The organism is Thauera sp. ZXT1-4, from assembly GCF_052598215.2.
Map to the genome: position 1 here is coordinate 80,577 of NZ_JBQWSN020000002.1, position 20,700 is coordinate 101,276.

A 20,700-nucleotide genomic window follows, 5' to 3' on the forward strand; every position below is an offset into this window, starting at 1 on the left:
ATTCCCAGTTGCAAACGGATCGCATTAGCGGCATTATCGATGAGAATCATTCGCAACAATTAAGGGGGATTCATGAATGCACTGCTCGTGGGGGCCGACCGTCTGGGCAATATTCCCGATGTCCTCGGCAGCTTCGGAATACGCATCGCCGCGCATGTGAGCGGGCGGGACACCACACACCAGCGACGCAGCGCGCCCTTGCCGAGCGGCATTGGCGTGGTGATCCTGTTTACAGACTTCATCGGGCACAACGTGATGCAGCGCTTTCGCGAGGCGGCAAGTCGCGAGGGGGTGATGTTCGTCTGCTGCCGACGGTCGACCTGCGCGCTGCAGCAGGCGCTGGGCAAGCGGCTGGGGGAGCGCTGTGCATCGTGCGAGATCGACTGCAAGCATCGTGAGGGCGCACGCAGCACGCGGAACTGAACCTGCGGCGTCAGAAACAAGAAAGCCCGGAGTTTGACGCCGGGCTTTCTTGTTTCTGGGATGTCGACGCGCTTCAGCGTGCCGTAAGCAGCGCTGAAGATGCGTTGCCGAGTGTCGGTTCGTCGATCAGTCTGCGCGCGCCATTGAAGCGTTTTGCCCAGTAGCGGGTGCCGATGCTCTCAACACGCACCTTGCCGCCGCGGGAGGGGGCGTGCACGAACTTTCCGTCGCCCAGATAAATGCCCACGTGAGAGAAGGTGCGGCGCATCGTGTTGAAGAACACCAGGTCGCCGGGTTGCAGATCGGAGCGGCTGATCTTGTCCCCCAGGCCCGCCATCTGGCGTGCAGTACGGGGCAGATCCAGCCCTACGGCGTTCCGGAACACGTTGAGCACCAGGCCGCTGCAGTCGAGCCCGGTCTCGGGAGAGGTGCCGCCGAAGCGGTAGGGAATGCCGAGGTGGCTCAGCGCTTCGTCAACCAGTTGTGCTGCCGCCGTAACGTACTCATCGCCTGCGCTCGCCCGGGACGATTCCTGCATGCGTGCGGCCTGATCCGCGTGTGTGACCGGCACATACGCGGTTGAGATGAGCAGCGCGAAAGCGATAGCACGAAAAAACATTCGGCGGAATATACGCACCGACATCGAACTTGTAAATGGAAATGTCTGCTTGCCGAAGCTGCTAGCTGAAATGCCCGGCGACCCGCCGCGGCGGGCGGCGTAGCGTAGGGCATTTCGCGTGGTGCCTGCTCAGATCTTGAGCTTGTGGCGGAAGGCCTGTTCGTGCTCGGCCAGCCCACGCGGCGTGGCAACCCCGAGCGAGAGCGCACGTGCCTGTGCCGCGAGGAAGAGCTGCGCGATCGCCCAGCCGTCGCCGAGTGCGTGGTGACGCTGGAAGGTTTCGATGCCGAAGGCCGTCATCCAGTCGCCGAGCCGGCTGGGGCGCTCCAGCTTTTCGGGGAACAGTGAGGGCAGCAGGAAGTAGAGGTCGAGCCAGAGAAGCTCGGTGGTGAGCGCGAGGTGCTCCTGCAGTGCACGCTCGAGCATGTTGCGATTGAACGAGGCGTTGAACACCACGAGCGGATTCTTCCCCGTGATGGCGAGCAGACCGACGAGTGCCTCGGCAGGTGAGGGGTCGAGCCGTGCGTAATAGGCATCCGCTGGGCGGATCAGGCCGCCATCCACGCCAATGGCGGCGACTGCGAGCAGGCGGTCGCGCTCCAGGTCCAGCCCCGAGGCTTCGGTGTTGAGGACCACATAGCGTGTTTCGAAGTGCGGCCGGCTGCGCCGCGCACGCGGCAAGGCCTGCCAGTCCTGCAGGGCCTGTCCAGCCGCCGCATCGAGTTTGACCGAGCCGCCGCGGGCGGCCTTGAGGCGTGAGAGCAGGCTCATATCTGGTAATCCAGCTTGAGTCGCAACTGGAGCTTGCGCGCCTGGCGGAAGGCTTCCTTGAGGATGCGGCGGTCGAGTTCGTTCAGCGATTCCGGGTTGACGCGGTTGTCCTCCGGGGCGTCGTGCTCGGTCTCCAGATGCTGGGCGCGCAGACGCAGGAGCTGGATGAAGTTGAAGCCATCGATCATGGCGTCGACCTCTTCGGCTGACATGCCGATCCGGGCTGCGGCCTGACGCAGGCGCTGCACGGTGCTGCTGGAGTCCACGCCGGTGCGCAAGGCGAGGATGCGGGCGACGTCCACGAACAGGCGGGCACCCGACTTCTTGAGGTCGATCGTGCCGTCGTCTTCCAGCACGAAGTCGCGGATACGCCCAAGCGGCGGCAGCACCTTGAGCGCATTCACCGCCATCATGCGCAGGAAGCTGCTGTTGCCCTTGACCGTCTTGTTGAGCCAGCTGCGCAGTTGATCCTCGAAGCGCGGGTTGCCATACAGGATGCGGAAATCGAAGAAGATCGACGCATTGAGCAGGGCCTGGGGGTCGGGCTCGCGGATCCAGTCGCCGAACCGTGATTTCCATTCGTCGAGGGTAAGGCAGAGTTCCGGGTTGCTCGCCATGATGTTGCCCTTGCAGAGCGGGAATCCGCAGGCGGCGAGGTCTTCGTTGACCGTCTGCGCGAAGGCGAGCAGGCGCTTGCGTGCGCCGTCGACCGACTGCCCCTCCATGGCGCGAAAGACAATCCCGTTGTCCTGGTCGGTGGAGAGCGTTTGTTCGTGCCGGCCTTCCGAGCCGAACGCGAACCAGCCGAAATCGATGCCGAGCAGGTCGTGGCGTTCGCGCGCCAGCACGATGATGCGCCGGGTCAGTGCATCATTGAGTGCCGAGATGAACTGAGTGAGCTGCTCGGCGCCAATGCCCTGTGCGATAAGGTTGAGCGCGAGCTGGCGGATGTCGCCGCTGGCGTGCCGCAGGGCTTCGATGTCCGCGGCGTTGTCGATGCCGGCACGGATCTGGCGCAGGCTGATGCGCTGCAGCGAGAACAGGTCACGCTCGGACACCACGCCCTTGAGCACGCCGTCGACATCGACCACGAGCAGGTGGCGTACGCCGTGTGTCGCCATCTCCAGCGCAGCGTCGTAGGCGGATGCCGATTGCGGCAGCTGGTGCGGGTTGGCGGTCATCAGCTCGCCGATCGGTCGCGACAGGTCGAAGCCAGCGAGGATCACTCGCGGCAGCAGGTCACTCTGAGTCAGTACGCCGACCGGGCGGGTCTGTTCGTCCACCACGACCATGCAGCCCAGGCGCAACTCGCTCATGCGCTCGAGCGCCTCGCGGGTGGGTGTTTCGGGCGTGACGAAGACGGGCTCCTTCTGGATCAGCTTGCCCAGCGCCGTGGTCATGGTCTGCTGTTCGGCGGCGCGCTGCGCGAAGGCGGTTTGTAGCTGCTGGCGCGACTGGTTCAGCAGGCTGGCGATGTACTGCGTGCAGAACAGGTGGAGGACCGGGCTGATCTGCATCAGGTGGAGGAACTCGTCCGTCGTGATCTGGTAGCAGAAGCTGTCCTCCACCGCCACATACGCGTTGGTCGAAGGCCGGCGTGCCGAGATCGCACCGATCGGGAAGCACTCGCCAGGGCCAAGCGTCAGGCTGGCATACTCAGTCACCGTGGTCGAGCCCGTTTGACGCGCCTGGATCTTGCCCCGCTGCACGATGTGGAAATGCTTGGGAACCCCCATCTCGGGGGTGAGGATGTCCGCGCCGCGCGGGAAGAAGCTCAGCACTGCGCGCTCGGCAAGAAATGCGAGCGCTTCCGCCTCCATGCGGTTGAATGGAGAAAAATTGCGCAGGAAATCCGTGCTGGCACCCACCAGCAGGTCGGCGGCTTCGGTACTCATGGCGGCTCGATCGACGAAGGAATCCGCCGATTATAGGTGAGCAGCCCGATGATGCGGCGGGCGGATCCGGGCTGCAGCGGCGTGCCATCCCCGGCGGGGGGCGCACGCGCAGGCCGTGGCCTCCTTTGCAGGAGGGGATTTGTCGAGGGACGGGGCGTGTGCGGGCGAGGTGCCCCTGCGTGCGGAACCCGCGGCTCAGAGCACCTCTGCGGCGTAGTCCGCCAGCCGGGAGCGTTCACCGCGCTGCAGCGTGATGTGGCCGGCATGCGCCCAGCCCTTGAAGCGGTCGACCACGAAGGTCAGCCCGGACGAGCCTTCCGTGAGGTAAGGGGTGTCGATCTGTGCGATGTTGCCCATGCATACCACCTTGGTGCCGGGGCCTGCGCGGGTGATCAGGGTCTTCATCTGCTTGGGCGTGAGGTTTTGCGCCTCGTCGATGATGAGGAACTTGTTGAGGAAGGTCCGCCCGCGCATGAAATTCAGGCTCTTGATCTTGATGCGGCTGCGGATCAGGTCGCGGGTGGCGGCGCGGCCCCAGTCACCGCCCTCGCCGGCAGTGCCGTTGAGCACGTCGAGGTTGTCTTCGAGCGCGCCCATCCACGGCGCCATCTTTTCTTCCTCGGTGCCGGGCAGAAAACCGATGTCCTCGCCCACCGGCACGGTGACCCGGGTCATGATGATCTCGCTGTAGCGCTTCGATTCGAGCACCTGGGTGAGCCCGGCGGCGAGCGTCAGGAGGGTCTTGCCGGTGCCGGCCTGGCCCAGCAGGGTGACGAAGTCGATCTCCGGGTTCATCAGCAGGTTGAGCGCGAAGTTTTGCTCCCGGTTGCGCGCGGTGATGCCCCATACGTTGTTGCGTTGGTGGCTGAAGTCGACCAGTGTCTCCAGCACCACGCTACGGCCTTCCTTTTCCTTCACCCAGGCTTGCAGGGCCGGCTCCCCGTCCTGGTACACGAACTCGTTGACCAGCATCTCGGGTGCGAGCGGGCCGCTCAGTCGGTAGTAGGTGTGCGCCTCCTCCTTCCACGACTGCATGCCACGCCCGTGCGCGTCCCAGAAGTCGGGCGGCAGTTCGCGCGTGCCGGTGTACAGCAGGTCGCTGTCCTCGAGCACCTTGTCGTTGAAGTAGTCCTGCGCCGCCAGCCCGAGCGCGCGGGCCTTGATGCGCATGTTGATGTCCTTGGACACCAGGATGACTTCGCGCTGCGGGTGCTTGTCGGCGAGGAACATCACCACGGCGAGGATCTGGTTGTCGCCACGGGCGGTGGGTAGCGCGGCTGGCAGGGCTACGTCGATGGCCTCGGTCTGCAGGTAGAGCCGGCCCGTGGCGAGCCCGCGCGATGGCCCTTCAAGCGCGATCCCGGCCTCGATGCCGTTCTCGGACTGCGACACGATCTCGTCGAGCATGCGGCTCGCCTGGCGCGTGTTGCGCGCCACTTCGCTCGTGCCCTTCTTGTTGTTGTCCAGCTCCTCGAGGGTCATGATCGGCACGTACAGATCATGCTCCTCGAAGCGGTAAAGGCTGGTGGGGTCGTGCATGAGCACGTTGGTGTCGAGCACGAAGAGCTTGCACGCACCGCCGTGCGGCGCGGTTGCGCGCGCGGTGCGTGTCCGGCGCGCCGTCCCGGATGCTGCGGCGGCCTTGGGCTTGGGTTCGGGGGTGGTCTGCGTGGCGGGGGCTTGGCGTTTCGCGGGCATTGGGCGGGCGGATCCGTTCGGTGGCGGGGAGGGCGGCGGGACGGGCCGGGGCGCGGCCTTCCCGGCGGGGCGTCAGAGGGCGCGTGCGGCGGCGAGGACTTCCTCGGCGTGCCCGGGAACCTTCACGCTGCGCCATTCGCGCGCGATGTCACCCCCGGCATCGATGAGGAAGGTGCTGCGCTCGATGCCGCGCAGCTGCTTGCCGTACATGTTCTTGAGCTTCATCACGCCGAAGGCTTCGCAGGCCTTTTCCTCCGGGTCGGAGATCAGTTCGAAGGGAAGTGCCAGCTTCGCCTTGAAGTTCTCGTGGCTGCGGAGGCTGTCGCGGCTGAGACCATAGACCCGGCATCCGGCTGCGGCGAAGTCCGCGTGCAGTGCAGCGAAATCGCGGGTTTCGTTGGTGCAGCCGGGGGTGTTGTCCTTGGGATAGAAATAGAGCACCAGCTTTTGACCGCGCAGCGCGGACAGGGTGACCGTCTGGTCCCCGGTGGCGGCCAGGCTGAAGTCGGGGGCGGGATGTGCGCTCATGCTTTCTCCTTTTCTGCTTGTCGATGCGCCTGCGCAGGCGAGGCGGCGGGCAGCCCGGCCGGTGCGCGGGGTTCAGGGTAGCGGAAAGGCCGGCTCGCGGTGAACATCTTGTTGAACCCAGGTTACCGGATGGTTGCAGCCTGGTGGCGGCGTCAACGCTCGTGGAGCAGGGCGAGTGTCACCGCGCGGCCCTCGCCGACGAGGATGTTGTAGGTCCGGCACGCGGCGGCGAAGTCCATGAACTCGAAGCCGATCCTGGCCTCGATCAGCGGGCGCAGGAGCTCGGGGGCAGGAAAGCGCTGGCGGCGGCCGGTACCGACGAGCAGGATCTCGGCGCCAGATTCCGCTGCGGCTGCCAGGTCGCTCGGGGTGAGCCCGGACAGGTCACCCGCCGCCGCAGGCGCCCAGCCGGTGACGACCTGCCCGGCGCTGACGAGCAGATTGCCCTCGTGGCGCTCCTTGCCCACCATGACGTGGTCGTCGGCATAGGCGGTGATGATGTTGGTGTTGGCGTTTTTGTCCTGGTAGAGCTTCATTGCGCGTTCCTGGTCGAGGGGCTGCTCGCGTTGCATGGGTGAAATTGCCGCGGTGCGGGAGCGGGGCTAAGATAGCAATCTTTTGCAGGGCCGGAAAACGGCAATGCGCGTATCCATCGATCAGGAAGGGTTGGCATGAAAGCGGTGAAGACACTCGAACTCGCGACGGCATCTCCGGAACCGGTGATCAAGGCCGAGGCGGGCGCGGCTGCACCGCGCCCCATCCGCAAGTCGGCCAAGCTGGCCGAAGTCTGCTACGACATCCGTGGTCCGGTGCTGGTGCGCGCCAAGCAGATGGAGGACGAGGGCCACAAGATCATCAAGCTCAACATCGGCAACCTCGCTGCGTTCGGCTTCGATTCGCCCGAAGAGATCCAGATGGACATGATCCGCAACCTGCCCAACGCGGCCGGCTACTCGGACTCCAAGGGCATCTTCTCCGCGCGCAAGGCGGTGATGCACTACACGCAGCAGAAGGGCATCAAGGGTGTCACGATCGAGGATATCTACATCGGCAATGGCGTCTCCGAGCTGATCGTCATGGCGATGAATGCGCTGCTCGACGCCGGTGACGAGGTGCTGGTGCCGGCGCCCGACTACCCGCTGTGGACCGCAGCGGTGAGCCTGTCGGGCGGCAGGCCGGTGCACTACCTGTGCGACGAGTCGCGCGGCTGGTTGCCTGACATCGAGGACATGCGCGCCAAGATCAACGCCAATACGCGCGCGATCGTGGTGATCAATCCGAACAACCCCACCGGCGCGGTGTATCCGGACGAAACGCTCAAGCAGATCATCGAACTCGCGCGCGAGCACGACCTGATCATCTATGCCGACGAGGTCTATGACAAGGTGCTGTACGAGGGCGTGAAGCACACGTCCATGGCGGCCTTGTCGGAGGATGTTCTCACCATCATTTTCAATGGCCTGTCGAAGAACTACCGCTCCTGCGGCTACCGTGCCGGCTGGATGGTGGTGTGCGGCGACAAGCGTCGGGCGGGCGATTACATCGAGGGGCTGAACATGCTGGCCTCGATGCGTCTGTGCGCCAACGTGCCCGGCCAGTACGCGATCCAGACCGCGCTCGGCGGTTATCAGAGCATCGACGACCTGGTGGCCGAGGGGGGGCGCATGCGTCGCCAGCGCGACCTGGCGTGGGAACTGATCACCCAGATCCCGGGGGTTTCCTGCGTGAAGCCCGACGCGACGCTGTACATGTTTCCGAAGCTGGATCCGAGGATCTATCCGATCGAGGACGACCAGGCCTTCATCGCCGAACTGCTGGAGGAAGAGCGCGTGCTGCTGGTGCAGGGCTCGGGCTTCAACTGGCCGTATCCCGATCACTTCCGCCTCGTCTTCCTGCCGCATGAAGACGACCTGCGCGACGCGATCGGCCGCATCGCCCGCTTCCTCGAAAACTATCGCAAGCGCCACGGCACCTGAATCGCGGCGTACTCGTCACCACTCACTCACCACGGAACACACTGCATGAAACCGATCAATGTTGGCCTGCTGGGCATCGGTACCGTCGGCGGCGGCACCTTCACCGTTCTGAAGCGCAACGCGGAAGAAATCACCCGTCGCGCCGGTCGCCCGATCGTCATCACCACCGTGGCCGACAAGAACCTCGAGCTGGCGCGCAAGGTCACCGGCGGTGACGCGAAGCTCACAGACGACGCCTTCGCAGTGGTGACGGATCCTGAGATCGACATCGTCGTCGAGCTGATCGGTGGCTACGGCGTGGCCAAGGAACTGGTGCTCAAGGCGATCGAAAATGGAAAGCACGTGGTCACCGCCAACAAGGCGCTGCTGGCCGTGCATGGCAACGAGATCTTCGCCGCGGCGCAGAAGAAGGGGGTGATGGTGGCCTTCGAGGCGGCGGTCGCCGGTGGCATCCCGATCATCAAGGCGCTGCGCGAAGGCCTCACCGCCAACCGCATCGAGTGGCTGGCGGGCATCATCAATGGCACGACCAACTTCATCCTGTCCGAGATGCGCGACAAGGGTCTGCCTTTTGCCGAGGTGCTGAAGGAAGCCCAGGCGCTCGGTTACGCCGAGGCCGATCCGACCTTCGATGTCGAGGGCGTAGACGCCGCGCACAAGGCGACGATCATGAGCGCGATTGCTTTCGGCATCCCGATGCAGTTCGACAAGGCCTACATCGAAGGCATCAGCAAGCTCGATGCGGTCGATATCGCCTACGCCGAGCAGTTGGGCTACCGAATCAAGCTGCTGGGCATCGCCCGCCGCCGCGAGCAGGGCGTCGAGTTGCGCGTGCACCCGACGCTGATCCCGGAGAAGCGCCTGATCGCCAACGTGGAAGGCGCGATGAACGCGGTGCTGGTGCAGGGCGACGCCGTCGGTGCGACGCTGTATTACGGCAAGGGCGCCGGCGCCGAGCCGACCGCTTCCGCCGTCATCGCCGACCTGGTCGACGTGACCCGACTGCACACCTCCGACCCCGAGCATCGCGTGCCGCATCTGGCCTTCCAGCCCGACCAGGTACGCAACGTGCCGGTGCTGCCGATCGAGGAGGTCGTCACCTCCTACTACCTGCGCATGCGGGTCGAAGACAAGCCGGGCGTGCTCGCCGACATCACCCGCATCCTGGCCGACAGCGACATTTCGATCGAGGCGCTCAGCCAGAAGGAAGCGGCCGAGGGCGAGACCCACACCGACATCATCCTGCTCACCCACCAGACCTTGGAGAAGAACGCCAACGCTGCGATCGCGCGCATCGAGGCGCTACCGGTGGTGCAGGGCAAGGTGACCAAGCTGCGCATGGAAGGCCTGTGACGCAGCGCCGGGCGTCGTGACACGGGGGCCGCATCCCGCGCAGGGTGCGGCCCCTTTTGATTTCAGGGGACGGCTTGGGCGTACGCGCAGAGCGCGCCACGAACAGAATGGGGAAGGACATGCGTTACACGGTGGACGAGGTCTTCATCGGCACGGTGCGGTTGCTGTCGGCGGATGGCGAACGTAGCGGCATCTTCAAGGCGCCGGCCGATGGCCCGGTGATGCTCACGCCCACCGGGCTCGCAGGGGACGAACAGGCCGACCTTCGTCATCATGGTGGCCCTGACAAGGCCCTGCATCATTTTCCGGTTGAGCACTACGCCCTGCTCGCTGCGGAATGGCCGCACTGTGCGGACAGTGTGGGTGCGGGTTTCCTTGGTGAGAATCTCAGCACGCACGGCCTGACCGAGCACGAGCTTTGCATCGGAGACGTACTTTCGATCGGTGCCGCACGCGTCCAGGTCAGCCAGACCCGCTCGCCCTGCTGGAAGATCGATCTGCGCGTAAAGGCCGAGGGCGCGTCGCGCTTCGTCGAGGCTGCGGGCATTACCGGCTGGTACTACCGGGTGCTGCAGCCTGGCCTGATCGGTGCAGGGGATGTGCTCGAGCTCATCGAGCGTCCCAACCCCTGGTTGACGCTGGCGCACTACTGGGAGTCGGTGACCGCTCATCGCCCGGAACCGGGCATGCTGCGCCGGATCGCCATGGCGCCCGGTCTCGCTGCCGACAAGGCGAAGCGCTGGGCCGAGCGGGCCGACTGGCTCGAATCGGCTTCCGCGTGAGTTCGGCAGGGGCGTTCGGGATGGCTTTCAAGCTTGCCGTGTTCATCGCCATCCTGATCCTGATTGCGGTGCTCGGAGTGCGCGCGTATCGTGCATCCGTGCGGCGCTTCGAGGAACGGGGTGGAATCCGTCGGGCGTTGTGCAGCGACGATGCATCCAAACTGGAATGAAGGAGGCGCAAGCATGTCCGATCACGTCTACAAACTCGTCGAGGTCGTAGGTTCGTCGCGCGAAGGGACCGATGCTGCCATTCGCAATGCCATCGAAACTGCGGCGAGATCCATTCGCCACATCGAGTGGTTCGAAGTGGTCGAAACGCGCGGCCACGTCGTCGATGGCGAGGTGGCGCATTTCCAGGTCACGCTCAAGGTGGGCTTCCGTCTCGAGACGGAATGACCCGCCTCACCATGGGCGCGCTGCGCTCGCCGCGCGGCGCGCCCATGGTCCCGCGCGCCTGTTTACACCGCGGTGGCGCCGGTGATCTGGTGCAGGCGCGAAACCGTGCCCGCGTCCAGGTGCAGCGCCTGTGCGAGCTGGCGTAGGTACGCCACTTCGGCCGGTGTGTCGATGTCGATCGAAAGCAGTGATGCGGCGTAGATCTCGGCGGCCACAGCTGCGTTGGGGACGTCGCGCACGAGTCCGGCGATGTCGAGCGGGCGGCGTAGTTCGCTGAGGATGAACTGCCGTTCCTCTTCGCTGAGCCCGTCCGCGCCGAGCTTGCCGACGATGCGCTGAATCTCTTCCTCGCTCACCTCGCCGTCCGCCTTGGATGCGGAAATCATGGCGCGCACGATCAGCGCCTCGGCTTCGGGGGCGGTCATGGCCTGAACGTCCTCGGGCGCAAAGCCGGCCATGGCACCTGTGGAGTCAGCCTGTTCGCGCCGTTTGTCGGTCCAGTTCTTGAGCGCGGCCATGGCGATCGTCGCCAGGATGGCCATGCCGGCATTGCCGCCCGTGCTCCCGCTGCGGCGGGGCGCTGTGCCCTGTGTGCCACCGAGCAGGCCGCCAAGCAGATCGCCGAGACCGCCACTCGGGGCAGTGGGCCGGCCGCCCGCAGAACCACCCAGTACGCCGCCGAGCAGGTCGCCCAACGCGCCTGCGCCACCGCTACGGCTGCCGCCCAGCACGCCGCCGAGCAGATCGCCGAGGCCACCCGGGCCCGCGGGTTGCCTGGCGCTGCCTGCACCCTGCGCACCGCCGAGCAATCCACCCAGAAGATCTCCGATTCCGTTGCTGCCGACCGCATGATCCAGGCGGGCGCGGCTCTGGCTCGCCATGCCTTGCTGAAGAATCTGGCCGAGGATGTTTCCCAGGTTCATGTCCGGCTCCTGTGCGTTTGCGCGAAATGGCATTGTACTCCACCGATACGGCGGAGGCGCCTGTGTGCCGGCCTGCGCTGGGTGCAGGGGGCTCAGTCGAGTTGCGCGACGCGGGTGGGCGCGGTGGGGGCGTGTTCGCTGAAGTAGCGCTTGATGCCGCGCATGAGGGCGTTGGCCATCTTCTCCTGGTAGGCCTCGTCGTTCAGACGGCGCTCTTCCTGCGGGTTGCTGATGAACGCGGTTTCGACCAGCACGGAGGGAATGTCCGGTGCGCGCAGCACGGCGAATCCGGCCTGTTCCACCTCGGGCTTGTGCAGGCGATTGATGGTGCCGAGCTCACCGAGCATCGCCCGGCCAAGCTTGAAGCTGTCGTTGATGGTTGCGGTCTGCGACAGGTCAAGCAGCGTGCGTGCCAGATGTCCCTCCTGGCGGGAGAGATTGACGCCACCGACGAGATCGGCGTCGTTCTCTTTCTGTGCGAGCCAGCGTGCGGCCGAACTGGATGCCCCGCGCTCGGACAGCACGTACACCGAGCTGCCGTTGGCTTCGGGGCGCACGAAGGCATCCGCGTGGATGGACACGAAGAGGTCCGCACGCACACGCCGCGCACGCGCGACGCGCTGGTGCAGGGGCACGAAGTAGTCGCCGTCGCGGGTCAGCACCGCCCGCATGCCGGGTTCGGCGTCGATCTTGCGCTTGAGCCGGCGCGCGATCGAGAGCGTGACGTTCTTCTCGTAGCTGCCGCGACGACCGATGGCGCCGGGGTCCTCGCCGCCGTGGCCGGCATCGAGCACCACCGTGTAGAGCCTGTTCACCGCGGGGCTGTTGCCTTTGCCCGGGCGCTCCGGCTCGCGCGGGGCGCGGCTCGCCACGGTGGAACTGCTGCGGCCTTCGTCGCCCATCGCCGCATCCATCGGCGAGTCCTTCAGGATCAAGGCCATGAGCGGATCATGTTCCTCGCTCGGATGCAGGTCGAGGACGAGGCGATGGCCGTAGCTTCCGACCGGCGCGAGGGTGAAGACCTGAGGCTCGATCACCGCCTTCAACTCGACCACGATGCGTACCACGCCGGGGCGGTTCTGCCCCGCACGGATGCGGCTGATGTAGGGGTCGCTGTCGAGCACCTTGGACGGCAGCGACTGCAGCACGCTGTTGAGTTCGACGCCTTCCAGGTCGACCACGAGGCGATCCGGGTCCTGCACCAGCATATGGCTGAAGCGCAGGTTCGATGAGCCCTCGAGGGTGATGCGGGTGTATTCGGGCGAGGGCCAGACGCGCACCGCGACGAGGCTGGTGCTGGCGGCGTGGCCGACCGGGCTGACCAGCAGCGCCAGCGAGGCGCCGGCGAACTTGAGCAGGCGCCGGCGATCGATGCGCGACGAAGGTGTGCCGGCCGGCAACGTCTCCGTGCCGGCGCTCAGATCGGCCCGGGCGCCGGGTCCGTGCCCCGCAAAGCTCTCACCAGTTCGATCGCGCATGTCTGCCCCGCTTCCGTGTTGCTGCGAATCACTGCAATCCGTCCATCCGCGGCTGGCGAGAGGCTCACCTCCAAGTCCGGGGACGGCAGATAGGGAACAGCCTTTTCAGGCCATTCCACCAGGCAGACCCCTTGTCCGGCGAAGTATTCGTCCAGCCCCGCGTCGAGATATTCTTCGGGCGAATTGAAGCGATAAAAATCAAAGTGATATAAGTCTAATCTAGAAACTACGTAAGGTTCAATGAGGGTGTAGGTGGGACTTTTCACACGACCCTCGTAACCGAGGCCGCGCAACACCCCGCGGGTGAGGGTGGTCTTGCCCATGCCGAGGTTGCCCTGTAGCCAGATCTGCAGTCCGGGGCGCAGCGTCGACGCGAGCGTGCGGCCCAGCGCTTCGGTGTCTTCTTCCGCGGGCAAGTGCGCCTGCAGGCGCTCGCCGTTATCATCGGCAGCTTGAATCAACTTGATCATTGGAACCTCTGAAAGATGGCCGACAACCCCGATCGCGAGGCCGCAGGTACGGTCTGGGCGAGCCTGCCCGAGGGTGTGGCCTTTGTTGCGCGCATGAGACAGTGGGCGGCTGAACTGGGCTTCGATGCTCTCGGCGTGGGCGGGGTCGATCTCTCCGACGCGGAGCCCGGGCTGGCGGCGTGGCTCGAAGCGGGCTTCCATGGCGGCATGGATTATATGGCCCGCCACGGGATGAAGCGTGCTCGTGCGCAGGAACTGCTGCCGGGAACGGTGAGCGTGATCAGCGTGCGAATGAACTACTGGCCCGACGCAGCCCCGGCGCGCGACGTGCTGGCCGATACGCGACGCGCGTATGTCTCGCGCTACGCCCTGGGGCGGGACTATCACAAGGTGGTGCGCGCACGGCTGCAGAAGCTCGCGGATCGCATCGCGCAGGAAGTGCCGCATCAATACCGGGTGTTCACCGATTCGGCACCGGTTCTGGAGGTGGAGCACGCGAGCCGCAAGGGCCTGGGCTGGCGTGGAAAGCACACGCTGTTGCTCGATCGTGCGGTGGGGTCGTGGTTTTTCCTTGGCGAGATCTTCACCGACCTTCCGTTGCCAGCCGATGCGCCCGTAGAGCCGCACTGCGGCCGATGCATCGCCTGCATCGATGCCTGTCCGACCCGGGCGATCGTCGCGCCTTTTGTCGTGGATGCGCGCCGCTGCATCTCCTACCTGACCATCGAGCTCGATGGTGCGATTCCCGAGGATCTGCGCCCGCTCATGGGCAACCGTATCTACGGGTGTGACGATTGCCAGCTCGCCTGTCCCTGGAACCGCTTCGCGCGGCTCGCGTCCGAGCCCGATTTTGCGCCCAGGCATGGCCTCGATCGCGCCCGCCTGGTCGAGCTCTTCTCGTGGAGCGCGGCCGAGTTTGCAGAGCGCACCGCAGGCAGTCCGCTCTATCGCATCGGTCATGAGCGCTGGCTGCGCAACATTGCGGTTGCGCTGGGTAATGCGGAGACCTCAGCCGAGGTGTGTGCGGCGCTGCGCGCGCGTGCGGAGCACGACAGCGCGCTGGTGCGCGAACATGTGGCATGGGCGCTGGCGCGACACGCTGCGGCCACTGCAGGCTAGAATCCGCGCCCCGCAGGCAGGGCCTTCAAGACAGGAATCACCATGGAAGATCGCATCGTCACGCTCGAGACCAAGCTGATGGCCGCCGAGGATCTGCTCGAAGAGCTTAATCGCACTGTCTGGCGCCAGCAGCAGGAGCTAGACCTGTTGCGCGAACAGGTCCGCCAGCTTGCACAGCAGGTCAAGACGATCCAGCCGGCCAACCCCTTGCGGCCGGAAGACGAGATCCCTCCGCACTGGTGAGCAGCGTCAGATCAGCGCCGCGCCGGTGAGGCGTGCCAGGGCCTCGCGGAAGCCCGTGGTGGCGATCACCAGGAACGGCATGCCGTAGCAGAACAGATGCACCGCCCGGCGGATGCGCGGGTGCGCCTCGTGGAGTTCGAGGAAGTAGCGGCTCACGATGAGCAGCTTGGCACCCATCACCAGGGCGACGACCACCGCGACGCCGAAGCCGTCATCGTCCGCGCCGCCGAGGCGCGCGCCGCCGATGCTCAGCAGCACCAGAGCCACCCAGGCGAGGTCGAGCTTGCGTTCTGCGTTCATGTGCGCCTCTTAACCGAGTAGGTAGAACATCGGGAAGATCATCAGCCAGAGCATGTCCGTGGCATGCCAGTAGCAGGCGAACGCCTCGAGCCCGCCGTGCTCTTCGGGCGTGTAGGCGCCGAAGCCGGTGCGCGCCATGACCCACAACATGCCGAGCAGCCCCCAGAACACATGGACCAGATGGGTGAAGGTCAGGTAGTAGTAGGTGACGATGAACACGCCGGCGCTACCGTCGAGTCCGAGTGCGAAGTTGCGCTGCAACTCGAAGATCTTGATCGCCGGATAGCCCAGTCCGAACACGAAGGCCGCGCCTAGCCAGCGCAGGCAGCGGGCACGCTCGCCCTTGCGCATCGCGTGGACAGCGCGTGCCACGCACCAGCCGCTGGTCAGCAGCATCAGGGTGTAGCCGGTTCCGGCGAGCAGCGACAGCCGGCCGGGGCCGGCAGCGAAGGCCTCGGGGTTGTGTGCGCGCGCTATGAAATAAACGGCGAACAGCAACGCGAACTCGGTGAATTCGCAGAAGATGCCCACCCACATGGCCTTGCTGCCCGGGATGCGCCCGATGGAGGGCGACCCGGTCACCGACGCGGGCAGGGGGAGGGGGGCGGCGTAGTTCACGAGTGTGGGGAAGACCTTGCGTCAGCGGGTTGGTAAGCAGGCACATGCTGCCAGCGGCGGGGCAGGGTGGCCTTGATTCGGCTCAGGAATGGGGTTGTACGAGTGCGATAATGCAAAATTGTCCGCATTCAGGAGTCGTTCATGTCGAAGATCATCGGGTCCGTATTCTCCCTGCTCGCTTTCGTACTGGCCTACCCCGCGGCGGCAGAGACGGTTGGAAGCGTCGATACCGCGTTCAAGCTGATCGGCCGCAACCATCAGGTCGTGGTCGAGGCCTTCGATGATCCGAAGGTGAAGGGGGTGGCCTGCTATGTGTCCCGTGCCCGCACGGGCGGGCTCAAGGGTACCTTCGGGCTGGCAGAGGATACTTCCGATGCATCGGTCGCATGCCGCCAGGTGGGCGAGATCGCCTTTTCGGAGCCACTGCGCGAGCAGGAGGAGGTGTTCTCGCAGAGCGCCTCGATCCTGTTCAAGAAAGTACGGATCGTGCGCATGGTCGACCCCAGACGTAACACGCTCGTCTATCTCGTCTACAGCGACAAGCTGATCGATGGTAGTCCGCAGAACAACGTCACTGCGGTGCCGGTCCCGGCCGCGCTGCCGATTCCGCTGCGTTGAAGTGCTCGCGCGCGCGTCGGGTGTGATCCGGCAACAGAGGAGGTATTCCCTCTGATGAACATCAAGAACAGCAGTGCTTGAGATGGAGTATCGTTACCGCTCCGTTGCCGTTCGCCCCCGGGCGCGAAGGTCCCCTCTTGATTCCGCGTTCATCCACCCGTCGCGCCGTGCAGCGCGACCATTTTTCATGCTGCGCGCTCTTTTCCGCGCTCGATGCAGGCCGGCTTGACGCGCTTTGCGCCGCGAGCCGGCTGATCGAGCTGCCCGCGCGAGAAACGCTTTATGACGCAGGCGACCCCCTGCGTGAGGCCTACATGCTGCGCAGCGGTAGCGTCGTGCGTTTCCAGAAGCTTGCGGCCGATGGGCGGAAGGTCATCGAACTGGTCCAGGGGCCGCAGATGCTCGCGCTCGGCGAGGTGCTCGCGCTGGCACGCTACGAATCCACCTGCGAGACCACTTCCGCGGCTGAGGCCGTGGCCATCCGGGTGGCGGTGCTGCGCAGGCTGATGATGGAGGATGCCCGCCTCGCAGCGCGGACCATCGAGGTGCTCGCCAAGCGCCAGTGCGCGATCGAGTTCGATGTCACCGGACATCGTTCGGGTGCCATCGTCGCCCAGCGCATGCTCGACTATCTTCTCGAACTGGCAGGTGGTCATGTGCCGCTTGCAGGAGAGACTACCGTCGAGCTGAAGGCGCCGAAGAAGGTGATCGCCGCCAGGCTGGGCATTACCCCCGAGGCCTTCTCGCGCAGCCTGCGGGAGCTCTCGGACAAGGGCGTAATCGTCGTCGACAAGAGCCGCATCCACATTCAGAACGCAGCTTTGCTCGACACCGGTGCGGGCGAGGCGCCGCGGCGCCTGAGTTTCGCGCGCAAGCTTCGCACGCCGCGCGGCACCCCTGAGAAGGGCCTTGCACCGGGCGAACTGGTCAATCTGTGCGGGAAGCTGCGCCTGCTTTCCCCGCGCCTGGCACTTGCCTGGGCGCTGGTTGCGCATGGGGTCACTCCTGCGGACGCACGCGTGAAACTTCGCCAGCGCGCCAGTGAGCTCGAGCGCATCCTTGCACGGCTCAGAGGGGCACAACTGGCCCTGAGGCTTGGCGACGCATTGGATGTGCTGGACGATGCATGGGTGACCTATGAGTATTCGCTCGCGGCGCCCAGCGAAGCCGATGGTGCTGCGTGCAGGGTGCTTGCTGCGAGCGAAGTGTTTCTCGGTGCGGCCGATGCGCTGACGACGCTGGCGGAACATGCGGCAGGGGGTCAGCTGGCGCGTTACGTCAATATTGCTGGTCGCAACCGCATGCTGTCGCAGCGCATGCTGAAGTTCTTCTCCTTCAAGGACCTTGCTCAATGCGAGTCCGAGGCGGACGTCGAGATCGCGCGCTCGGCGGAAGAATTCGAGGCCAATCTTGCCGAACTGCGGCAGAGCGGTCAGGCGCTCCCCGAACTGCTCGCGCAGTTGGACGAGGTCGATGAGCAGTGGCGTCGGTTCAATGAGGCGCTCGTCTCCGATGAGAGGGGCCTGCGGCGGAGCCGCCAGTTGCGTAAGGTGCTGGGTGAGAGCAGTCGCTTGCTGCGCTATGTCGATACCGCCGTCAAGCTCTACGAACGCCTGATCCGCTAGCGCAGAGGCGGCTGTTCAGCATGAGATTCGCTCCGCGAGTGCACGCACTTCGGGGGGGGCATCGGCAGCGCGCGCGGGGGGCTGCGCGGACAGCGCGTCCACCATACGTGCCACGACCGCCTCATGGGGCAGGCTGACGCCGTAGTGCAGCACGCTGCCGGCGCGAAACACCGCCAGGCTCGGAAAATTCTCCACGTCGATGTCGCCGACCAGCTCCGCATGGTCCTCGATGTCGGCCCAGGCGAACAGGATCTCCGGTCTTGCGTTGGCGATGCGCTCCAGCACCGGGCGGAACTCGCGGCAGGTGCCGCACCAATTCGCGCAGAAGGCCACGACGACGAGGGCTGCGTCGGCGATACGGGTGTTTCCGGGCAGTTCGGTGACGGCGATGGGGATCGACATGGCGACGTGACTGCCTCAGCCGTTGGCAGCATGCCCGACGCTGGGTGATCGGGTCGGGAATAAGTTGATTTTCTGTGCCACCACCGTGTCGCGCATTTTCGCCACATGCGGTCGGAGGGCGCCGATAACATGCATCTCGCAACGCTTGCAGTCGAACTTCAGGGTCAGCGTCTCGTCGCCGTTGACCAACTGCATCGGGTCGGGGCGGATGCCCTTCACTTCCTTCGGGCACAGGTTGAAGCTGTAGCGCAGGCAGTGCTTGGTGATCATCAGCGAGACATCGTCGTGCTCTGCGTTGGCCTCGTAGGCTGCGTCGATCAGCTTGACGCCGTGCTTCGCGTAGAAGGCGCGCGCCTTGTCGTTCAGCACGTTGGCGAGGTAGCTCAGCGCGTCCTGCGGGTAGGCCACGGGCGGCTCGACTGGCGCGGCACGTGTCGGACGCGGGTGGGCCGCGAGGCGGGCGGCTTCGAGTTTCTCCACGGCCTCGCGGCGCAGCGCGTTGAGTTGGGCAGCAGGCAGAAAGGGGGCAGCGGGCAGATCGAGCACGAGCTCGCCAAGGCTGAAGATCGTATTGCCTAGCTTGGCGAGGTTGTCGCGCACGGTGGCGAGCGCACGCTCGGCGTTCTGCGCCGGCTCGAAAGCTGCGGCGAGTGTCGCGGTGGCGCAGACGCCGTCCTCGTCGGCCAGGGTGAGCGCGAAGCCGTCTGCCCTCACCTCGAAGCGCGCGTCCACGCCGATGCGGCGCTCGGCCGACTTTTTCTCCAGCGCGCGCTCGAACTCGTGATCGTGATTGCGGAACAGCGAGGTTCCGGGCACGAGATCCGTGGGTAGCGGGTCGGCGGGGAAGATGCGATCGATGCCTGCGCCGCCGCCGTTCGCCTCGGCGCGATTGACGCGCAGACCGGTGAGCTCGCCCTTCGGGTCGTACCAGGTCAGGCCGTCGGCGTTGTGGATCGGTGCCACGCGCTCGACGTCAAAGAACTTTCGCCCCTTGGTGTCGATCTTCTTCACGCGGCCGATCGGTTCGCCGACGAACTTGGGCGACTCGAAGGCCTCGATGCCGTGGCGGCGGTCGTTGGTGAAGTAGTCGGTGTAGCCGCGGTTGAAGGTCTTGTCGGCCTGAGGGGTGAAGAAAAAGGTGGTGCGGCCGCTGGAGGCTCGACGATAAGAAAGGCCGTCGGCCTCGGGGTGCTCGAGGATCTCGTCGATCAGCATGCGGTAATGCGCCGTGATGTTCTTGACGTAGGAAAGATCCTTGTAGCGGCCTTCGATCTTGAACGAACTGATGCCCGCGGCAGCCAGCGCACGCAGGTTGGCGCTCTGGTTGTTGTCCTTCATCGACAGCATGTGCTGGTTGCTGGCGACGGTGTTGCCGGCCTGATCCTTGAGGTCGTAGGGCAGGCGACAGGCCTGCGAGCACTCGCCGCGGTTGGCGCTGCGCCCGGTGTGGGCGTGGCTGATGTAGCACTGGCCGGAGAAGGCCACGCACAGCGCGCCGTGCACGAAGTACTCGAGCTGGCAGGTGGTGGCGGCGGCGATCTTCTTCACTTCACTGAGCGAGAGTTCGCGCGCCAGCACGATCCGCGAGAAGCCAACGTCCTGCAGGAAGCGCGCCTTGCTTGCGTCGCGGATGTCGGTCTGGGTGCTGGCGTGCAGCTGGATCGGTGGCAGGTCGAGCTCGAGCAGGCCCATGTCCTGCACGATCAGGGCGTCGACCCCTGCATCGTAGAGTTGCCAGATGAGCTTGCGCGCCGGCTCCAGTTCGGCATCGAACAAGATGGTGTTGGTGGCGACGAAGACCTCGGCGTGGTAGCGGTGGGCGTGCTGCACCAGACGGGCGATGTCCTCCACCGTGTTGTCTGCGGCCGAGCGTGCGCCGAAGGCTGGGCCGCCGATGTAGACCGCGTCCGCGCCATGGTGGATGGCCTCGATGCCGAAGTCGGCGGTCTTGGCGGGGGCGAGGAGTTCCAGGGTGCGGCGCGGATCGTTCATGGGCAGTGGGGATTGCAAGCGTCTGATCGCAAATGACAAGGGGCGCAATGATAACAGGCTGTCGGGATGGACCGACGGGTCACACCGGGTCGAGTCACACCGGGTCGTGGCGGCGCAGCGCGAAGGGCAGCAGCACCAGCAGACCGACCGCATCGGCCAGCCAGTCCCAGGGGTCTCCGTGGCGATGCTCGGTCATGGACTGTGCGATCTCCATTCCGCCGCCATAGGCGAGCAGACCAAGGGCGATCAGCCAGGGGTGGCGTGGCCAGGCCGCCAAAGCGAGCAGGGCCAGCCCGGCGAAGAGGATGGCATGCTCGACCTTGTCCTGCCACGAAAACAGCCTGGCGGTGTCGGGTGCCGGCATCAGTGCGAGCCAGAACACGCCCAGCAAAGCGACCACGAAAGCGAGGCGGAGCAGGTGACGAACGGAATTCAGCATGCAGGGTCCTAAAATGCGCAGTACATGGACTT

At 65.4% G+C, this 20,700-nt stretch carries 24 protein-coding genes; 10 read left to right on the plus strand and 14 right to left on the minus strand.

The features are described 5' to 3' along the window. Positions 1 to 72 precede the first annotated feature (72 nt). On the plus strand, positions 73 to 423 hold the full coding sequence (locus tag ACUH78_RS02470) for a DUF2325 domain-containing protein (RefSeq protein WP_418364801.1): 351 nt from the start codon (positions 73 to 75) through the stop codon (positions 421 to 423). Between the two features lie 73 nt (positions 424 to 496). Here the strand turns inward: ACUH78_RS02470 and ACUH78_RS02475 are convergent, their stop codons facing one another. The 6 genes from ACUH78_RS02475 to ACUH78_RS02500 all read right to left on the minus strand — a co-directional run bounded on the left by ACUH78_RS02475 (position 497) and on the right by ACUH78_RS02500 (position 6,470). Next, entirely contained in the window at positions 497 to 1,042 is a 546-nt protein-coding gene (locus ACUH78_RS02475) for a C40 family peptidase (protein WP_445332679.1), read from the minus strand. A gap of 129 nt (positions 1,043 to 1,171) precedes the next feature. Next, complete coding sequence (locus tag ACUH78_RS02480; RefSeq protein WP_445332678.1) at positions 1,172 to 1,813, minus strand: 3'-5' exonuclease; 642 nt, start codon at positions 1,811 to 1,813, stop codon at positions 1,172 to 1,174. Beyond that, the gene (locus tag ACUH78_RS02485) at positions 1,810 to 3,708 is read right to left on the minus strand and encodes a DUF294 nucleotidyltransferase-like domain-containing protein (protein ID WP_445332677.1); all 1,899 of its coding nucleotides are present in this window, start codon (positions 3,706 to 3,708) and stop codon (positions 1,810 to 1,812) included. The genes ACUH78_RS02480 and ACUH78_RS02485 overlap by 4 nt, the downstream gene beginning before the upstream one ends. 195 nt (positions 3,709 to 3,903) lie before the next feature. Further along, complete coding sequence (locus ACUH78_RS02490; RefSeq protein ID WP_445332676.1) at positions 3,904 to 5,406, minus strand: PhoH family protein; 1,503 nt, start codon at positions 5,404 to 5,406, stop codon at positions 3,904 to 3,906. A gap of 72 nt (positions 5,407 to 5,478) precedes the next feature. Beyond that, complete coding sequence (locus ACUH78_RS02495) at positions 5,479 to 5,934, minus strand: peroxiredoxin (RefSeq protein WP_445332675.1); 456 nt, start codon at positions 5,932 to 5,934, stop codon at positions 5,479 to 5,481. 152 nt (positions 5,935 to 6,086) lie between these two features. Continuing rightward, complete coding sequence (locus tag ACUH78_RS02500; RefSeq protein WP_445332674.1) at positions 6,087 to 6,470, minus strand: Mth938-like domain-containing protein; 384 nt, start codon at positions 6,468 to 6,470, stop codon at positions 6,087 to 6,089. A gap of 135 nt (positions 6,471 to 6,605) precedes the next feature. Between ACUH78_RS02500 and ACUH78_RS02505 the strand changes: the two genes are divergently transcribed. From ACUH78_RS02505 to ACUH78_RS02525, 5 genes are all read left to right on the plus strand, one after another. Continuing rightward, positions 6,606 to 7,910 (plus strand): pyridoxal phosphate-dependent aminotransferase, encoded by a 1,305-nt coding sequence (locus tag ACUH78_RS02505; RefSeq protein ID WP_418364794.1) that lies wholly within the window; start codon positions 6,606 to 6,608, stop codon positions 7,908 to 7,910. Positions 7,911 to 7,955: 45 nt separating this feature from the next. Next, a complete protein-coding gene (locus tag ACUH78_RS02510) occupies positions 7,956 to 9,263 on the plus strand; it encodes a homoserine dehydrogenase (RefSeq protein WP_435750154.1) in 1,308 nt (435 codons plus the stop codon). A gap of 119 nt (positions 9,264 to 9,382) precedes the next feature. Beyond that, positions 9,383 to 10,045, plus strand: a complete 663-nt coding sequence (locus tag ACUH78_RS02515; protein ID WP_445332673.1) for an MOSC domain-containing protein — start codon at positions 9,383 to 9,385, stop codon at positions 10,043 to 10,045. 20 nt (positions 10,046 to 10,065) lie between these two features. Beyond that, positions 10,066 to 10,215: a hypothetical protein gene (locus tag ACUH78_RS02520; RefSeq protein WP_418364791.1), complete on the plus strand. Its 150-nt coding sequence runs from the start codon at positions 10,066 to 10,068 to the stop codon at positions 10,213 to 10,215. Positions 10,216 to 10,228: 13 nt separating this feature from the next. After that, complete coding sequence (locus ACUH78_RS02525) at positions 10,229 to 10,441, plus strand: dodecin (protein WP_418364790.1); 213 nt, start codon at positions 10,229 to 10,231, stop codon at positions 10,439 to 10,441. A gap of 62 nt (positions 10,442 to 10,503) precedes the next feature. Here the strand turns inward: ACUH78_RS02525 and ACUH78_RS02530 are convergent, their stop codons facing one another. From ACUH78_RS02530 to tsaE, 3 genes are all read right to left on the minus strand, one after another. Further along, on the minus strand, positions 10,504 to 11,364 hold the full coding sequence (locus ACUH78_RS02530; RefSeq protein WP_445332672.1) for a tellurite resistance TerB family protein: 861 nt from the start codon (positions 11,362 to 11,364) through the stop codon (positions 10,504 to 10,506). Positions 11,365 to 11,456: 92 nt separating this feature from the next. Next, a complete protein-coding gene (locus tag ACUH78_RS02535; RefSeq protein WP_418364788.1) occupies positions 11,457 to 12,842 on the minus strand; it encodes an N-acetylmuramoyl-L-alanine amidase in 1,386 nt (461 codons plus the stop codon). Then, on the minus strand, positions 12,782 to 13,312 hold the full coding sequence (gene tsaE, locus ACUH78_RS02540) for a tRNA (adenosine(37)-N6)-threonylcarbamoyltransferase complex ATPase subunit type 1 TsaE (protein WP_418364787.1): 531 nt from the start codon (positions 13,310 to 13,312) through the stop codon (positions 12,782 to 12,784). Before tsaE ends, ACUH78_RS02535 begins: the two co-directional genes overlap by 61 nt. Positions 13,313 to 13,327: 15 nt before the next feature. Here tsaE and queG point away from each other — a divergent pair, with 15 nt between their 5' ends. Together queG and ACUH78_RS02550 are read left to right on the plus strand one after the other, a co-directional pair. Further along, positions 13,328 to 14,431: a tRNA epoxyqueuosine(34) reductase QueG gene (queG, locus tag ACUH78_RS02545; protein ID WP_418364786.1), complete on the plus strand. Its 1,104-nt coding sequence runs from the start codon at positions 13,328 to 13,330 to the stop codon at positions 14,429 to 14,431. A 42-nt stretch (positions 14,432 to 14,473) separates the two neighbouring features. Then, the gene (locus tag ACUH78_RS02550; RefSeq protein WP_435750161.1) at positions 14,474 to 14,674 is read left to right on the plus strand and encodes a SlyX family protein; all 201 of its coding nucleotides are present in this window, start codon (positions 14,474 to 14,476) and stop codon (positions 14,672 to 14,674) included. 6 nt (positions 14,675 to 14,680) lie between these two features. Here the strand turns inward: ACUH78_RS02550 and ACUH78_RS02555 are convergent, their stop codons facing one another. Then, positions 14,681 to 14,974 (minus strand): hypothetical protein, encoded by a 294-nt coding sequence (locus tag ACUH78_RS02555; RefSeq protein ID WP_418364784.1) that lies wholly within the window; start codon positions 14,972 to 14,974, stop codon positions 14,681 to 14,683. Positions 14,975 to 14,983: 9 nt separating this feature from the next. After that, entirely contained in the window at positions 14,984 to 15,511 is a 528-nt protein-coding gene (locus tag ACUH78_RS02560) for a cytochrome c oxidase subunit 3 family protein (RefSeq protein ID WP_418364843.1), read from the minus strand. Between the two features lie 222 nt (positions 15,512 to 15,733). Here ACUH78_RS02560 and ACUH78_RS02565 point away from each other — a divergent pair, with 222 nt between their 5' ends. Continuing rightward, on the plus strand, positions 15,734 to 16,210 hold the full coding sequence (locus ACUH78_RS02565; protein WP_435750162.1) for a CreA family protein: 477 nt from the start codon (positions 15,734 to 15,736) through the stop codon (positions 16,208 to 16,210). 137 nt (positions 16,211 to 16,347) lie between these two features. Then, entirely contained in the window at positions 16,348 to 17,835 is a 1,488-nt protein-coding gene (locus tag ACUH78_RS02570) for a type IV pili methyl-accepting chemotaxis transducer N-terminal domain-containing protein (protein WP_445332671.1), read from the plus strand. Between the two features lie 15 nt (positions 17,836 to 17,850). Here the strand turns inward: ACUH78_RS02570 and ACUH78_RS02575 are convergent, their stop codons facing one another. The 3 genes from ACUH78_RS02575 to ACUH78_RS02585 form a co-directional block, all read right to left on the minus strand. Next, positions 17,851 to 18,237: a thioredoxin family protein gene (locus ACUH78_RS02575; RefSeq protein ID WP_445332670.1), complete on the minus strand. Its 387-nt coding sequence runs from the start codon at positions 18,235 to 18,237 to the stop codon at positions 17,851 to 17,853. Between the two features lie 15 nt (positions 18,238 to 18,252). Next, positions 18,253 to 20,229: a peptidase U32 family protein gene (locus ACUH78_RS02580; protein WP_445332669.1), complete on the minus strand. Its 1,977-nt coding sequence runs from the start codon at positions 20,227 to 20,229 to the stop codon at positions 18,253 to 18,255. Between the two features lie 94 nt (positions 20,230 to 20,323). After that, positions 20,324 to 20,668, minus strand: a complete 345-nt coding sequence (locus ACUH78_RS02585) for a VanZ family protein (RefSeq protein WP_418364779.1) — start codon at positions 20,666 to 20,668, stop codon at positions 20,324 to 20,326. Positions 20,669 to 20,700: the final 32 nt, after the last annotated feature.

Excerpts from the sequence above, each read along its gene's own strand:
- ACUH78_RS02470 (WP_418364801.1), top strand. The coding sequence starts at position 73 with ATGAATGCACTGCTCGTGGGGGCCGACCGTCTGGGCAATATTCCCGAT.
- ACUH78_RS02475 (WP_445332679.1), bottom strand. The coding sequence starts at position 1,042 with ATGTTTTTTCGTGCTATCGCTTTCGCGCTGCTCATCTCAACCGCGTAT.
- ACUH78_RS02480 (WP_445332678.1), bottom strand. The coding sequence starts at position 1,813 with ATGAGCCTGCTCTCACGCCTCAAGGCCGCCCGCGGCGGCTCGGTCAAA.
- ACUH78_RS02485 (WP_445332677.1), bottom strand. The coding sequence starts at position 3,708 with ATGAGTACCGAAGCCGCCGACCTGCTGGTGGGTGCCAGCACGGATTTC.
- ACUH78_RS02490 (WP_445332676.1), bottom strand. The coding sequence starts at position 5,406 with ATGCCCGCGAAACGCCAAGCCCCCGCCACGCAGACCACCCCCGAACCC.
- ACUH78_RS02495 (WP_445332675.1), bottom strand. The coding sequence starts at position 5,934 with ATGAGCGCACATCCCGCCCCCGACTTCAGCCTGGCCGCCACCGGGGAC.
- ACUH78_RS02500 (WP_445332674.1), bottom strand. The coding sequence starts at position 6,470 with ATGAAGCTCTACCAGGACAAAAACGCCAACACCAACATCATCACCGCC.
- ACUH78_RS02505 (WP_418364794.1), top strand. The coding sequence starts at position 6,606 with ATGAAAGCGGTGAAGACACTCGAACTCGCGACGGCATCTCCGGAACCG.
- ACUH78_RS02510 (WP_435750154.1), top strand. The coding sequence starts at position 7,956 with ATGAAACCGATCAATGTTGGCCTGCTGGGCATCGGTACCGTCGGCGGC.
- ACUH78_RS02515 (WP_445332673.1), top strand. The coding sequence starts at position 9,383 with ATGCGTTACACGGTGGACGAGGTCTTCATCGGCACGGTGCGGTTGCTG.
- ACUH78_RS02520 (WP_418364791.1), top strand. The coding sequence starts at position 10,066 with ATGGCTTTCAAGCTTGCCGTGTTCATCGCCATCCTGATCCTGATTGCG.
- ACUH78_RS02525 (WP_418364790.1), top strand. The coding sequence starts at position 10,229 with ATGTCCGATCACGTCTACAAACTCGTCGAGGTCGTAGGTTCGTCGCGC.
- ACUH78_RS02530 (WP_445332672.1), bottom strand. The coding sequence starts at position 11,364 with ATGAACCTGGGAAACATCCTCGGCCAGATTCTTCAGCAAGGCATGGCG.
- ACUH78_RS02535 (WP_418364788.1), bottom strand. The coding sequence starts at position 12,842 with ATGCGCGATCGAACTGGTGAGAGCTTTGCGGGGCACGGACCCGGCGCC.
- tsaE (WP_418364787.1), bottom strand. The coding sequence starts at position 13,312 with ATGATCAAGTTGATTCAAGCTGCCGATGATAACGGCGAGCGCCTGCAG.
- queG (WP_418364786.1), top strand. The coding sequence starts at position 13,328 with ATGGCCGACAACCCCGATCGCGAGGCCGCAGGTACGGTCTGGGCGAGC.
- ACUH78_RS02550 (WP_435750161.1), top strand. The coding sequence starts at position 14,474 with ATGGAAGATCGCATCGTCACGCTCGAGACCAAGCTGATGGCCGCCGAG.
- ACUH78_RS02555 (WP_418364784.1), bottom strand. The coding sequence starts at position 14,974 with ATGAACGCAGAACGCAAGCTCGACCTCGCCTGGGTGGCTCTGGTGCTG.
- ACUH78_RS02560 (WP_418364843.1), bottom strand. The coding sequence starts at position 15,511 with ATGTGGGTGGGCATCTTCTGCGAATTCACCGAGTTCGCGTTGCTGTTC.
- ACUH78_RS02565 (WP_435750162.1), top strand. The coding sequence starts at position 15,734 with ATGTCGAAGATCATCGGGTCCGTATTCTCCCTGCTCGCTTTCGTACTG.
- ACUH78_RS02575 (WP_445332670.1), bottom strand. The coding sequence starts at position 18,237 with ATGTCGATCCCCATCGCCGTCACCGAACTGCCCGGAAACACCCGTATC.
- ACUH78_RS02580 (WP_445332669.1), bottom strand. The coding sequence starts at position 20,229 with ATGAACGATCCGCGCCGCACCCTGGAACTCCTCGCCCCCGCCAAGACC.
- ACUH78_RS02585 (WP_418364779.1), bottom strand. The coding sequence starts at position 20,668 with ATGCTGAATTCCGTTCGTCACCTGCTCCGCCTCGCTTTCGTGGTCGCT.